The 14,324-nt window shown below is 65.3% G+C and carries 12 protein-coding genes; 10 read left to right on the forward strand and 2 right to left on the reverse strand.

Annotated features, from left to right (window positions below; translation table 11 throughout):
• Window positions 1-2 precede the first annotated feature (2 nt).
• From CNE_RS28420 to CNE_RS28465, 10 genes are all read left to right on the forward strand, one after another.
• Window positions 3-623, forward strand: a complete 621-nt coding sequence (locus CNE_RS28420; protein ID WP_013953745.1) for a hemerythrin domain-containing protein — start codon at window positions 3-5, stop codon at window positions 621-623.
• 219 nt (window positions 624-842) lie between these two features.
• Window positions 843-1,304 carry a bacteriohemerythrin gene (locus CNE_RS28425; protein ID WP_238553106.1) on the forward strand — a complete coding sequence of 154 codons (462 nt, stop codon included), beginning with the start codon at window positions 843-845 and terminating at the stop codon, window positions 1,302-1,304.
• Window positions 1,305-1,355: 51 nt separating this feature from the next.
• Window positions 1,356-1,868 (forward strand): MarR family winged helix-turn-helix transcriptional regulator, encoded by a 513-nt coding sequence (locus CNE_RS28430; protein WP_013953747.1) that lies wholly within the window; start codon window positions 1,356-1,358, stop codon window positions 1,866-1,868.
• Window positions 1,869-2,237: 369 nt separating this feature from the next.
• Window positions 2,238-3,557 (forward strand): Rieske 2Fe-2S domain-containing protein, encoded by a 1,320-nt coding sequence (locus CNE_RS28435; protein ID WP_013953748.1) that lies wholly within the window; start codon window positions 2,238-2,240, stop codon window positions 3,555-3,557.
• A 58-nt stretch (window positions 3,558-3,615) separates the two neighbouring features.
• On the forward strand, window positions 3,616-4,605 hold the full coding sequence (locus tag CNE_RS28440; protein ID WP_013953749.1) for a 4,5-dihydroxyphthalate decarboxylase: 990 nt from the start codon (window positions 3,616-3,618) through the stop codon (window positions 4,603-4,605).
• 50 nt (window positions 4,606-4,655) lie between these two features.
• Window positions 4,656-5,516 carry a carboxylating nicotinate-nucleotide diphosphorylase gene (gene nadC / locus CNE_RS28445; RefSeq protein WP_013953750.1) on the forward strand — a complete coding sequence of 287 codons (861 nt, stop codon included), beginning with the start codon at window positions 4,656-4,658 and terminating at the stop codon, window positions 5,514-5,516.
• A gap of 14 nt (window positions 5,517-5,530) precedes the next feature.
• Window positions 5,531-6,514, forward strand: coding sequence for a PDR/VanB family oxidoreductase (locus tag CNE_RS28450; protein ID WP_013953751.1), 984 nt, complete (start codon window positions 5,531-5,533; stop codon window positions 6,512-6,514).
• Window positions 6,511-7,740, forward strand: a complete 1,230-nt coding sequence (locus CNE_RS28455) for a Gfo/Idh/MocA family oxidoreductase (protein ID WP_013953752.1) — start codon at window positions 6,511-6,513, stop codon at window positions 7,738-7,740. Before CNE_RS28450 ends, CNE_RS28455 begins: the two co-directional genes overlap by 4 nt.
• Window positions 7,741-7,864: 124 nt before the next feature.
• Complete coding sequence (locus tag CNE_RS28460) at window positions 7,865-8,866, forward strand: Bug family tripartite tricarboxylate transporter substrate binding protein (RefSeq protein ID WP_013953753.1); 1,002 nt, start codon at window positions 7,865-7,867, stop codon at window positions 8,864-8,866.
• A 344-nt stretch (window positions 8,867-9,210) separates the two neighbouring features.
• Complete coding sequence (locus CNE_RS28465; RefSeq protein WP_013953754.1) at window positions 9,211-12,624, forward strand: adenylate/guanylate cyclase domain-containing protein; 3,414 nt, start codon at window positions 9,211-9,213, stop codon at window positions 12,622-12,624.
• Between the two features lie 118 nt (window positions 12,625-12,742).
• Here CNE_RS28465 and CNE_RS28470 read toward each other — a convergent pair whose 3' ends face one another.
• A complete protein-coding gene (locus CNE_RS28470; RefSeq protein WP_013953755.1) occupies window positions 12,743-13,096 on the reverse strand; it encodes a MoaF-related domain-containing protein in 354 nt (117 codons plus the stop codon).
• 101 nt (window positions 13,097-13,197) lie between these two features.
• Complete coding sequence (locus CNE_RS28475) at window positions 13,198-14,319, reverse strand: alkene reductase (RefSeq protein ID WP_148271680.1); 1,122 nt, start codon at window positions 14,317-14,319, stop codon at window positions 13,198-13,200.
• Window positions 14,320-14,324: the final 5 nt, after the last annotated feature.

Here is a 14,324-nt window from a genome sequence, read left to right on the forward strand (position 1 = left end):
CCATGGCCACCCCACTCGTCACCTCGCTTCCGACTTCACCTTCCGCCGCGCTTTCCACCCCGAGCCCGACACCGCTTGCCGCCTGGCATACCGACCATATCCATTTCGCCTCAATGCTCGACCTGCTGGAAAAGCAGGTCAGCACCTTCCATCAGGGAGAGCAGCCCGACTACGGCCTGATGGCCACGATCATCCACTACATGCGCAACTATGGCGATTGTGTGCACCACCCCCGTGAGGATGTTGCCTACGCGCTGCTCGTGGACCGGGATCCCGGCACGCGGATCATCATCAGCCGGTTACTGCAGGAACATCGCGTGATCGCCACGGTCGGCGCGGAATTGCTCGACCGCCTGCGTGAAGCCCAGAGCGAAGTGGTCACCTCGCGAGCGGCACTCGAAGCGGCCGCCGCCATGTACCTGGTGTACTACCGCAACCATCTCTCCACCGAGGAGAAACAGGTCATGCCGCGCGCCGCCCGGTTCCTGACCGAAGCGGACTGGGCGGAGGTCGCCGCCATCGATCCGGCCAGTGCCGATCCGCTATTCGGCGCCAATGTGGAGAAACGCTTCGCGACCTTGCGCAAACAGATCGACAGCGAAGCGAACGCGTCCATGCGCTGAACGTCGGTGGCTGCGCGGCACTGCCGGGCCTCGGCTCAGAACTTATGCCTGCGGCGCGAGGGCACATGCCGGCCGCCGTCAGCAAGCGATCGGCGAACGGGATCCGGGCGTCTTCGCCAAGCCGTGCAGCCAACAGCACTCCGCGCCATGCTCATTGTCGTTGCCTACGGAACCGGTCTATCCTACAATACTTAGGCTCCTAATAATATGACTGGAGGCATGATGGCAGCGCACAATCCAATGTACTGGCATGACGGTCTACTGATCGGTCATTCCGCTATTGACGACGAACATCGACGGTTTGCGGCACTCATCCAGTCGTTGCGCGTAGCGCCTGTTGAGCGCCTGGCGCAGATGCTGGAGGAACTGCTGCAACTGGCACGAGCGCATTTCCTGCACGAGGACAGCCTTATGGAGGCAACGGCCTTTCCGCCGCGCAAGTGCCACATCGGCGAACATGCAGCCGTGCTGGCCTCGATATCCGGCGTGCAGGCAAGGCTCGTACGCGGGGAGGTGGCGGTTGCGCGCCGGCTGGCTGAAGAACTGGAGCACTGGTTCCCCGCACATGTCCAGCATCTGGATTCGGCGCTGGCGCACTGGATCTGCAAGCAGCACGCCGGCGCCAAGCCGGTCGTCCTGCGCAGGAACCTGGAAGCCCGTCCCGCCGCGGAGCCTGCGTAAAGCACAGACAAGCCGTGGCAGAATACGCCTTTGCCCTTGCTTCCCGCCCTTATGTCGAAAGCCTCTGCAGTCAGAGAACAGGAAATCGCCCAGCGCGTCCTGCGCCGCTGGCACGACGACGTGCCCAATGATCGCCTTGCGCATCTTGTGAAAGACGCGACGCGGGTCTTCCTGCGCGCGCTGCAGCACCGGCTCTCCCAGCATGACGTGCAGCTTGGCCACTGGACCTTCCTGCGCATTCTCTGGGAACGCGACGGCATCACCAAGCGTGAGCTCAGCATTGAAGCAGGCGTGATGGAGCCGACCACATTCGCGGCCTTGCAAGCCATGGAGGCGCTCGGCTATGTCACGCTGGAGCGCCGGCCGACCAATCGCAAGAACATCTATGTGTTCCTCACGCCATTGGGCAAGCGGCTGCGCAAGACGCTGGTACCGTTGGCCGAAGAGGTCAATGCGGTGGCGGTCCAGCATCTCGCCACGGAAGAAGTCGCCACCACGCGCCGCGCCCTGCTGGTGATGATCGACAACCTGACCCGCGACCAGCAAGGTATCGAGCAAGCGTAAGCGACTGCACGGGGAGGACTGCGGCTGGCAGTCCTGTTTTCCCCAACACATCTCCAGCCGCCCCCCTCCTCCCTCCCGCTCTCAATCTTCCAGGCTGCGACCTGCTTCGCAGCCGGCACGTATTCGCCTTTCCGCCGAGCATCTGGCAAGCCGATGCCTTGCTTCCCGTCCGTCCGCGCATTGCGCACGTGACTGTGACAGCGCACGCCCTCTTTTCATTAGCCTCCTAAGTATTTTCCCTTGGTTTTCCCAATCCCGCCTTGCCACCGATGTTTGCTCTGATTATTCTTAGGCCACTAAGTATTTTTCAAGCAAAGCCAGAACGCCAGACCGGCCAGCGCCGGAGATGCGCTGGCCAGGAGCCCCCAAATGATGACGAAGGAAGAAAACGATCTGTTGTGCCGTGTAGAAGGCGATGCGCCGATGGGGCAGCTGATGCGCCGGCATTGGACGCCGGTCTGCCTGCTCGAGGAGGTGACGGAGCCCGATGGCGCGCCGGTGAAGGCGCGCGTGTTCGGCGAAGACCTGGTCGTGTTCCGCGACAGCGACGGCCGCGTCGGGGTGATGGACGAGTACTGCCCGCACCGCAGGGCATCACTGGTCTTCGGCCGCAACGAGGACGGCGGCCTGCGCTGCCTTTATCACGGCTGGAAGATGGATGTGGAGGGCAACGTGCTGGAGATGGTCTCCGAGCCCGCATCCAGCGGCATGGCAGAGAAGGTCAAGCACAAGGCCTATCCGGTCAAGGAATGGGGCGGCATGGTCTGGGCATACATGGGACCGGCGGACGCGGTGCCGGAATTCGTGCCGCCACGCTGGGCGCCGACCGAGGACACCCGCGTCAGCATCGCCAAGGTGCTGCTGCCTTGCAACTGGGCCCAGGTGCTGGAGGGTGCGATCGATTCCGCGCACAGCTCGAGCCTGCACAGCTCGGACATGGTGCCGGCGCGCGTGGACTGCGCCAAGGCAACCGACAGCCTGTGGCTGCGCCCTTCGACCGACAAGGCGCCGCGGCTGCAGGTGCAGCGCGGCGGCTACGGGTTCCGCTACGCCGCCATCCGCAGGCCGATCCAGCAGGCGCAGACGCATGACTATGTGCGCTCCACGGTCTTCGTCGCGCCGGCAACCGCGCTGATCCCGCCGAACAACCTCTACAACGTCGCCAACATCAATGTGCCGATGGACGACACCAACACGGCGTTCTACTTCATCGCCTGGGGCCATCCGGCGCAGACTCCTGAAACGGAGACGTGGCGCAAGTTCCTGCGCCAGACCGTCGGCGTGGACCTGGACGCGTACTACCGCCCGCTGCGCAACATCGACAACCGCTTCTGGCAGGACCGCCAGGCGATGAAGGCGGGCAACTTCACCGGGATTGCCGGCTTCCCGAACCAGGACGTCGCGATGTGGCTGACGATGGGCCCGATCGCCGACCGCAGCCATGACCGGCTGGGCGCGAGCGATCTCGCCATCGTCGAGTTCCGCAAGCAGATGCTGGATGCCGTCCGGGCGTTCCAGCAAGGCGGCGAAGCGATCGGCACGGGTGCCAATGCGATTCCCGCCGACGTCTGCGCGTTCCAGGCGGTGGTGCCGAAGTCCGATGACTGGCGTACGTTCAACGTGCAATACGTCTGGGCCGGCGGACCCGAACTGCCCGAGCTGGAGCCGTCGTACTCCGTCACGGCGTGAGGAGCACATCCCCCGCTGACCGCCACCCGCATTCCCCCGAGCCCCCACTCCATCACCGATGACCAAACTCCGCCTCTCCGTCGCCATGGGCGACTATGACCGTACCCGCGCGCTACTCGATGGCCGCGTCCAGATCGACGGCGTCGATCCCGTCTACATGACGCTCAACCCGGAGGAAATGTTCTTCCGCGCCATGCGCAGCCAGGACTTCGATATCAGCGAGCTGTCGTTCTCGAGCTACCTGGTCAAGCATGCGCGCGGCGACTGTCCGTACATCGCGGTGCCCGTCTTTCTCTCGCGGGCGTTCCGCCACACCTCCATCTACGTGCGCAAGGATCGTATCGGGCGTCCCCAGGACCTGAAGGGCTGCCGCATCGGCATTCCGGAGTACCAGCTCACCGCGATCGTGTGGGCGCGCGCGGTCCTGCAGGACGACTTTGGCATCCACCCGTCCGATGTGACCTGGGTACGCGGCGGCATCGATACGCCGGGGCGTCCGGAAAAGGTGAAGCTGCAGCTTCCCGCCGATGTCCGCGTGGAGGCCGCGCCCGAAGGCCGCACCATCTCCGAGCTGCTGGACAGCGGTGAGATCGACGGCTTTATCGCGCCGCGGCCCCCGGGCGCGGCGGCGCTGCGCAACGAGAACGTGGGCTGGCTCTTCGACGATCCGACCGCCGAGGCGAAAGACTACTTCCGGCGCACCGCCGTGTTTCCCATCATGCATGTGGTGGGCATCCGCAAGACCCTCGCCGAGGCGCAGCCGTGGTTGCCGGGCGCCGTCTTCAAGGCGTTCAGCCAGTCCAAGGCCCACGCGCTGGCGCAGCTGTCCGATACGTCCGCGACCAAGGTGACGATGCCGTTCGTGGAAGAGATGCTGAAGGCCGCCCGCGAGACGCTGGGCGAGGACTACTGGTCGTACGGCGTGCAGGCAAACCTGCGCACGCTGGAGACGTTCTCCCGCCATCACCATGGCCAGGGCCTGTCCGAGCGGCTGGTGCCGGTGGAGGAGATGTTCCACCCCGCCACCTACGAGTCCTACAGCATCTGACAAACGCGCGGGCGGGGCCATGCCGCGCCCGCGCACCTCCAGGAGCAAAGATGTTCGAGTACAACGAAACCCTTGAGCAGGCCCTGCGACGCAACGTCGACGACGCGCTGCGCGAGGACATCGGGCGCGCCGACTGGACGGCGCAGCTCGTGCCGGCGGCCAGGCGCGTGCAGGCGCGCGTGGTGGCGAAGGAAAACGCTGTGATCGCGGGCCAGCCGTGGTTCGACGCATGCGTGGCGCGGCTCGATCCGGACGCCCTGATCGCATGGCGGATTGCCGAGGGCGACGCCGTGCTGGCCGGCTCCGAGGTCTGCCGCATCACCGGTGACGCGCGGGCGCTGCTGTCCGCGGAGCGCCCTGCGCTGAATTTCCTGCAGACGCTGTCCGGCGTCGCCACCGTGACGCGCCGCTACATCGAGCGGATCGCCGGGGTGTCGCCCAATCCGAACGGCTGCGCGATGCTCGACACGCGCAAGACGCTGCCTGGCCTGCGCCTGGCCCAGAAGTACGCCGTCCGCGTGGGCGGCGGCGCCAACCATCGCCTGGGGCTGTGGGACGGCATCCTGATCAAGGAGAACCATATCGCCGCGGCCGGGGGCGTGCGCGAGGCGCTCGAACGCGCGGCGCAGCTCGGCGCCGATGTGCCGGCGCAGATCGAAGTGGAAGACCTGGAGGAGCTGGCGGCGGCACTGGCCGCCGGGGCCACCAGCATCCTGCTGGACGACTTCAGCCTCGACGACATGCGTCGCGCCTGTGCGCTGAACGCCGGGCGGGCGCAGCTGGAGGTCTCCGGTGGCGTCGACCTCAAATCGCTGCAGGCCATCGCCGCCACCGGCGTGGACCGGATCTCCAGCGGCAAGCTGACCAAGGACGTGCGCGCGATCGACCTGTCGATGCGCATCGTCGACTGACAGGAATGCGCATCATGACTACCACACCGCTCCATCCCGAGCCCCACGCAGATACGCCGATGCTGCTGCGCATCGCGCGCATCCAGGACGCCGCGCAAGGCATCCGCAGCTTTGAGTTCGTGCAGGCGGACGGCACCGAGCTGCCTCCGTTCACGCCGGGCTCTCACATCAAGGTGCAGGTGCCCAACGGCATGCTGCGCAAGTACTCGCTATGCAACGACCCCGCCGAGCGTCACCGCTACATGATCACCGTGAAGCGCGACGAACAGGGACAGGGTGGCTCGAAGAGCCTGTGCGACGATGCCAGCGAAGGCGACCTGATCCCGGTCGGCTTGCCCGACAATGCCTTCCCGCTGCTGGAGGACGCCAAGGCATTCGTCTTCATCGCCGGAGGCATCGGCATCACGCCGATTCTGTCGATGATCCGCAGCTTTGGCGAGCTTTCCACCGCAAAATGGCGGCTCTATTACTTCACGCGCTCGCCCGAGAGCACCGCCTTCCTGGACGAACTGCAGGCGCCCGAACTCAAGGGAAAGGTGAAGATCCACCACGATTTCGGCGATCCCGCCAAGGCCTTCGATCTGTGGCCGGTGCTCGAGCGTCCGAGCGACACCCACATCTACTGCTGCGGTCCGCGCGGCCTGATGGAGGCGGTGCGCGACATGTCGGGGCACTGGCCCGCCACCCGGATCCACTTCGAAAGCTTCAACGAGGGCGGCGGCGTGCGTGCCGACGACAAGCCGTTCGACGTGGTGCTCAGCCGCAGCGGGCAACGCTACGAAGTGCCGGTCGGCGCGAGCATCCTGAACGTGCTGCGCCAGCATGGCTGCAATGTGCCATCGTCCTGCGAGAGCGGCACTTGCGGCACATGCCGTACCGGGCTGGTCTCGGGCGAGGCGGACCATCGCGACATGGTGCTGATGCCGGAGGAGATGGACCACCAGGTGATGATCTGCGTCTCGCGGGCAAAGTGCGCCGAACTGGTGATCGACCTATGAGCGCCAACGCAACCCGGCAAGTGCGCCTGGGCGTGGTCGGGCTCGGCCGGGCCTTCTCGCTGATGCTGCCTACGTTCCTCGCGGATCAGCGCGTGCGCCTCGCCGCCGCCTGCGATCCCCGCGAGGCGGCACGCGTGCAGTTCGCGCGCGATTTCAATGCGCCCGTCTATGAGGACCTGGCGGCCATGGCGGCGTCGCCAGACCTTGACGCCATCTACATCGCGAGCCCTCATCAGTACCATGCTGCGCACGCGTGCCTGGCGGCGGAAAGCGGCAAGCACCTGCTCGTGGAGAAGCCGATGGCGATCTCGCTCGCGGAGTGCGACCGGATCATCGCGGCTTGCGAGCGCGGCGGCGTACGGATAATCGTGGGGCATTGCCACAGCTTCGATTCGCCATACCTGCACGCGCGGCAACTAATCGCGTCAGGGCGCTTCGGCGCAGTGCGCATGATTCACGCGCTGAACTACACCGACTTCCTGTATCGCCCGCGGCGCCCCGAGGAATTGCAGACGGAGGCCGGTGGCGGCGTGGTGTTCAGCCAGGCCGCGCACCAGGTCGACGTGGTGCGCTTGCTGGCAGGCGCGCCCGCCACACGTGTGCGGGCGACACTGGGCAGATGGGACCCGGCCCGGCCGACCGAGGGCGCCTATAGCGCCATGCTCTGGTTCGAGGACGGTGCCTACGCGTCGCTGACCTACAGCGGCTATGGCCGTTTCGACACGGACCCGTGGAACGGCGGCTTCAGCGAAATGGGATTCGCCACGCGCGAGGAGGACTACGGCCGCGCACGGCGCAAGCTGGCGTCGATCGGCTCGGCGCAGGCGGAGGCGCGCCTGAAGACGGATGGCACCTACGGCGGCCCGTCGTGGCAGGCCCCGGCCGGCACGGAACGCGCGCTCGCCAACCAGCACTTCGGGCCGGTCATCGTGAGTTGCGAACATGCCGATATCCGGCCGATGCCGGACGGCATCTGGATCTACGCCGACACGCAGCGCGAGCACATCCCCCTGCCGGCACCGGCGGTGCCCCGCTTCGAGGTCATCGACGAACTGGTCGACGCCGTCATCCATGGCCGCGACCCGCTCCATGACGGCGCGTGGGCGCGGTCCACGCTCGAGGTCTGCCTGGCGATGCTGACCTCGGCGCGCGAGGATCGGGACGTCACGCTCACGCGCCAGGCGAGGGCTTCGCCATATCCTGTCGACGTATCACCGGTCGCCTGAACCCATGGCTCGCCCAAGACCACCATCCGGGTAACCCCCGCGCAGCGAGCCCACGAATGCCGTCGTCAGAACGGCATCGCCAAGGGTCGCCGCATGCACTACGATCGTAAAGTGGAGACAACACATGAACCGCCCCCAAATCCGCCTAGCACGACGCAGGCTTTGCCTCAGCCTGGGCCTCGGCCTCACCGCAGCATTCGTTCCCGCATTGGCCATGGCCAGCACCGATGCCTGGCCCACCAAGCCCATCCGCTTTATCGTTCCCTACGCGCCCGGAGGCTTGCCTGACACCGTTGCGCGCGTTTTGTCCCAGCAACTCACCCAGCGCCTGGGCAAGCCGGTGGTCGTTGACAACCGGCCCGGCGCCAATGGCGTGGTCGCCGCCCAGGCGCTCATGACGAGCCCTGCCGACGGCTACACGTTCCTGGTGACCGACGGCTCGATGATGTCCATCAATCCGGCGATTTACAAAAACCTGTCGTATGAACCCAAGCGCGACTTCGTACCCGTCTCGCTTGCCGCCAGGTCCCCGCTCTTCCTCGCCGTCAATGCACGCGTTCCAGCCAACTCACTCAACGATTTCGTCGCGCTGGCAAAATCCAAATCTGGCACGCTCAACTATGGATCTTCCGGCATCGGCAGCACCCATCACCTGTCGATGGAAGCACTGAAAACCGCGCTCAAGCTGGATATCAAGCACGTACCGTTTCGTGGCTCCGGCCAGTCCGTTCCGGCTTTGATCGGGGACCAGGTCCAGGTGGTGTTTGCTGCCTTGCCGTCGCTGTCAGGCTTCGTCAAATCGGGCCAGGTCAAGATTCTCGGCACCAACTCCCTGCAGCGCTCCGCTCTTGCGCCTAAGATTCCGGCAATCTCCGAGGTGGTGCCAGGATACGACTTCGCTGTGACGGTCGGGTTGCTTGCCGCAAAGGGAACCTCGGACGCCGTGGTCAAGAAAATGGCCGACGCGGTTTCCGAGGCAGTCAAAATGCCCGAGGTGGTCTCGCAGTTCCACGTTGCCGGTATCGAACCCGTGGGAGGATCCAGTGCGGACTACGCGAAGGTCATTGCCGACGAGGCGGCTCGCTATGCGCAGACCATCAAGGTTGCGCATGTCGTGGCCGAGTAAGTAGCAAAGTCCATCCGACGCTATTCCTGAGCCTGATGACCAGGCTCAGGATTCACGCCTGCCGAGCGCTCTCGACAACACACCAGCCTCTGCAATCAGGAGCAGACGGCGCTGTGGCTACAGCGGCGCCGTTTTTCGATGGCGCGGATCGCGTCGCTGGATCGATCCGTATTTTCGGACCGAGTGTCTGTGTCACGCAGAGCGCCACCGTTTCGCCTGTGCTCTGCCAAAGATGCCGAAGGAAGGCTGCGCGACGTCGGCGATCTGATGTGCCGCCCATTGATCCCAAAGTGGAGAAAGCGTCTAATCATCCAGAGACAGGGACCTGAAGTGACGAGGTCTATATGCACTGCACAAACTGCGGTTCCGAGAACCCTCCTGACGCTAGGTTCTGCAAGGATTGCGGATCGCGACTGGGCCGACGCTGCCCGCACTGTGGCCACGACTCGGGTTCGGCCGACAGGTTTTGTACCGCATGCGGCGCATCGCTGATCTTACCGACTGTCGGCCCTTCTGATGGAAATCAGCCGACGACGGCGCCCGCTCCCATCGACTACACCCCACGCCACCTGGTCGAACGAATCCTGGCGCAGCAGGCGGCGATGGAAGCCAGGGGCGCGACCGCCGGCGAGCGCAAGACCATCACGGCGCTGTTCGCCGACATGGCGGGCTCCACGGCGCTGATCCACGACTTGGACCCGGAAGAAGCACGCCGACTGATCGATCCCGTGATCGCCCTGATGATGGAGGCCGTGCACCACTACGAAGGCTATGTCGCCAAGTCGCTGGGCGACGGCATACTGGCCCTGTTCGGTGCGCCCATCGCGCATGAAGATCACCCGCAGCGCGCGCTGTATGCGGCGCTGCGGATGCAGGAAGCGATGCGCCGCCACAGCGACCGCATCCGCCTGGAGCAAGGCATACCGCTCCAGATCCGGGTGGGCATCCACACCGGTGAGGTGGTGGTGCGGTCCATCCGCCGGGACGACCTGCATACCGACTACGATCCGGTAGGACACACGATCAACATCGCCTCGCGGATGGAAAGCATCGCCACGCCGTCTTCCATTCTGGTCAGCGAGGCGACCTGCAAGCTGACCGAGGGGTATTTCGACTTCAAGGCCCTGGGCGCGACCCAGGTGAAGGGCGTTCGGGAACCGCTTGCCGTGTATGAGGTGCTGCGCCTGGGCGTGTTGCGCACACGTCTGCAGGTGGCGCAACACCGCGGCCTGGCGCGGTTTGTAGGCCGCGAGGGCGAGCTGGCGCAATTGCGTGACGCGCTGGAGCAGGCCAAGGCGGGACACGGGCAGATCGTGGGCGTGGTCGGCGAGGCCGGGGTCGGCAAGTCACGGCTGTTCCACGAGTTCAAGGTGCTGTCGCAGCGAGGCTGCATGGTGCTGGAGACCTTCTCGGTGTCGCACGGCAAGTCGTTCGCGTACCTGCCACTGATCGACCTGGTGAAGAATTATTTTCAGATCGAGCCGCTCGATGATGAGCGCAGGTGCCGCGAGAAGGTCGCTGGCAGGATGCTGATGCTGGACCGCACACTGGAAGAGCTGCTGCCTTACCTGCTCTTCCTGCTCGGCATCAGCGAGCCGGGTTCGGCATTACCGAACATGGATCCCCGCATCCGGCGCCAGCGCACGTTCGACGCGATCACGCGCCTGCTGGTCCGCGAGAGCCACAACCAGCCGCTCGAGTTGATCTTCGAGGACCTGCAATGGCTGGACAGCGAGACCGAGGCGTTCCTGGATGTCCTCGCCAGCCACCTGCCAGGTGCCAGGATCCTGCTGCTGCTCAACTATCGGCCCGAGTACCGGCATGGCCGGCACCAGCAGGACGCCTATACCGAGCTCCGGCTCGATTCGTTGGGCCAGGCCGAGGCCCAGGAACTGCTCGCCGCGCTGCTTGGCGACGATCCCGCGCTGATGCCGCTCAAGCGGCTCATCCTGGACAAGACCGAGGGCAATCCCTTCTTCATGGAGGAAGTGGTGCAGACCTTGTCCGAGGAGAAGGCCCTGCTCGGCGAACCTGGCCACTACCGCATCGAGCAGACCCCTATCGCGCTGCATATTCCCACCACGGTCCAGGGCGTGCTGGCTGCCCGCATCGACCGGCTGCCCCGCCCCGAGAAGGACTTGCTGCAGAGCCTTGCCGTGATCGGCAAGGAGTTTTCCCTGAGCCTGATCCAGCGCGTGGTCTCCCAGCCGGAGGAACAATTGCAGCCGCTGCTGGCCAGGCTGGAGGCCGGCGAATTCATCTACGAGCGGCCTGCATTCCCGGATACGGAGTACATGTTCAAGCATGCGCTGACCCAGGAAGTCGCCGGCAGCTCGCTGCTGACCGAAGAGCGCACCGCGCTGCACCAACGCACGGCGCAGGCGATCGAAGCCCTGTTCCGGCATCAGCTGAAGGATCACTACAGCGAGCTGGCCCGGCACTACAGCCTGAGCGGCAACGAACCGAAGGCCGTCGAGTACCTGCAGTGTACCGGCCAGCAGTCGGTACAGCGCTCCGCGTACCACGAAGCGATCCGCCACCTGAATGCCGCGCTGGAATTGCTCCAGCGCCAGCCCGATTCGCCCGAACGCGCACGCCAGGAACTCACGCTGCGCCTTGCCATCGGGCCGGCGCTGATCGCCGCCAGGGGCTTTGCCTCGTCCGAGGTCGAAGCCACTTACAGCCGTGCCCTGGCGCTGTGCGGCGAGGTCGGGGAGACCCCACAGCTCTTTCCCACGCTAGTCGGTTTGCGCACGTATTTCTCCCTGCGCGCCGAGCATCGCAAGGCTTACAAGCTGGGCAAGCAACTGCTTGCGCAGGCCAGGAAGACGCAGGACCCGGAGCTCTTGGGCGAGGCCCATGTCTCGCTCGCCACGACCTTGTATTACTGTGGAAAATTCAGGACCTCCGATGGCCACCTGCGAGATGCGCTCGCCCTCTACGGCGCCGAACCGGATCATGTCCACGTGAATATGCATGGCGTCGATCCGGAGTCACGGGCGCTATCCTTTTCGGCATTGGTCCTGTGGAATCTCGGCTATCCGGACCAGGCCTGCAAGCGAGCACAGAATTCGCTCACGCTGGCCCGGCAGCTGTCCCATCCCTTCAGTCTCGCGCATTCCCTCTGCCTGGCGGCCGAGCTGCACCAGTTCCGCTGCGACCCAAGGCTCACGCTGGAGTGCGCCGACGCGGCCATCGCGCTCTCAAGCGAGCAGGGCTTCCCCGTGTGGCTTGCCTGGTCGACCGTCCTGCGCGGTTGGGCGCTGGCCGAGCAAGGGCAGCATGAGGAAGGCATCGCGCAGATGCGCCAGGGGCTGGCGGCGTACCACGCCACCGGTGCGGCGCTGGGACATTCGCACTTCCAGGAACTGCTGGCGCAAATCTACGCACGCATGGGACAGGTCGATTCAGCTCTGGACGCGCTAGCCGAAGCGGAAGACGCGGTGCAAAGGACCGGGGAGCACTATTGCGAAGCTGAGTGGCATCGGATCAAGGGCGAGATGATCCTTCATGGCTGCCGTTCCGATGGCCTTCTGCCTGAAGATGACGCGCAAGCGTGTTTTCACCAGGCGATCGCGGTAGCCCGCAGGCAGCATGCCAGGTCGCTGGAGTTGCGGGCCTCACTAAGCCTTGTGCGGCTCTGGCTGCACCAGGGCAGGCCCGAGCCGGCCAGGCAACTGCTTGACCAGATCCGCAGCGCGTTTACCGAGGGGCTGGACAGCGCGGACATGCGCGACGTCGTGGCAGCATGCCGTTGATGACCATGACTGCGACTGCTGCGGCAACGGTACCGCCGCCGCATGACCGGCAACGTCCCGCTGTCGCTCCGTCACGCTCTGATGACATGCGGCACCAGGCGTGGATCTATCAGGATACTCAGCGCTGGGTAGCCGACGGGTCGGCCAGCGCCGTCAACGGGCCCTGCATCCGGTAGAACGCCTTGTCCGCGGCGGTGAAGAATGCCATGGAGCGGCCGCGCACGAAGTCGTCGACATGCACCACGGTCGCGCCATCAGCTTCCTGCCACGAGATCGCATACACGCCCTCCGAGATTTCCTGCCACGCGCAACGGGCCTCGCCAGTCGCTCCGGCGTAGGGGCCGGCGACGATCGCGTAGTGGATCGACTCGCCATCCTCGGAGTAGATGTTGTGCGCCGACAGGCCGTCATAGTCGACGCGGAAGCTGCGCCCGGCGAAGAGCGGCTTCTGGGGAGTGGAATTCGTGTTCATCGGATGGCTACCGGATTGATGTTGACCTGCATGGCGAACGGCAGGGTCGCCGCCAGGGAGATTTTCGCCAGTGTTTTCATTCTGAATCTCCTGATTTCCACTCAGGCCGCCTTGGCGGCCAGTGCGGGATAGTCGGTCAGCCCGCGTGCGCCACCACCAAACAGCGTGTCGCGGTCGTGGGGGTTGAGCGTCGCGCCAGCGCGCAGGCGCTCCGGCAGGTCGGGGTTGGCAACGAACGGCCGGCCGAAGGCAATCAGATCGGCCCATCCCTCGTTCAGCGCGGCTTGCGCACGTTCCGCGGTGTACTTGCCGGCGTAGATCAGCGTGCCCCGATACACCTCGCGCAGCCGCTGCTTGAATGCGGCGGGCATATGCGGTGCATCGTCCCAGTCGGCCTCGGCGATATGGATGTAGCCCACGCCCAGCTCGCCGAGCAGCTTTGCCGCGGCAGCATAGGTGGTTTCCGGATCGGCGTCGACGCAGCCATTGAGCGTGGTCAGCGGCGCCAGGCGGATACCAACCCGGTCCTTGCTGCCCGTGCCCTCGATCAGCGCCTGCGTCACCTCGCCCAGGAAACGCAGGCGGTTTTCGAGCGGGCCGCCATATACGTCGGTACGGTTGTTGGCTTCCGAGTCGATGAACTGGTTGACCAGATAGCCGTTGGCCGCGTGCAGTTCCACACCGTCGAAGCCAGCCGCCATCGCGTTGCGCGCGGCCTGGCGGAATTCGTCGACGATGGCGTGGATCTCTTCCACCTTGAGCGCGCGCGGCTGGGATGCCTGCACGAAGCCCGGCTTGCCATCCTGTTCGGCAACGAACACGTTCACACCGTGCGCCTGGATGGCGGACGACGACACCGGCGCGTGGCCATCGAGCAGACTGATATGGCTCAGGCGGCCCACGTGCCAGAGCTGCGCGAAGATGCGCCCGCCCGCTTCATGCACGGCAGTGGTGACCTTGCGCCAACCGGCGACCTGCGCCGGCGTGTGGATGCCGGGCGTCCACGCATAGCCCTTGCCGAGCGGCGAAATCCAGGTGCCCTCGCTGACGATCAGGCCGGCACTGGCGCGTTGCGCGTAGTACTCGGCCATCAGTTCGTTCGGCACGTCGTCAGGCTGGCCTGCGCGCGAGCGCGTCATCGGCGGCATCACGATGCGGTTGGGCAGCGTGAGGGCACCCAGCGAATGCGGCTGGAACAGCGGATTGCGTGTATCGGGCATCATGGCCT

This window comes from Cupriavidus necator N-1, assembly GCF_000219215.1.
GTDB classification, from domain to species: domain Bacteria; phylum Pseudomonadota; class Gammaproteobacteria; order Burkholderiales; family Burkholderiaceae; genus Cupriavidus; species Cupriavidus necator.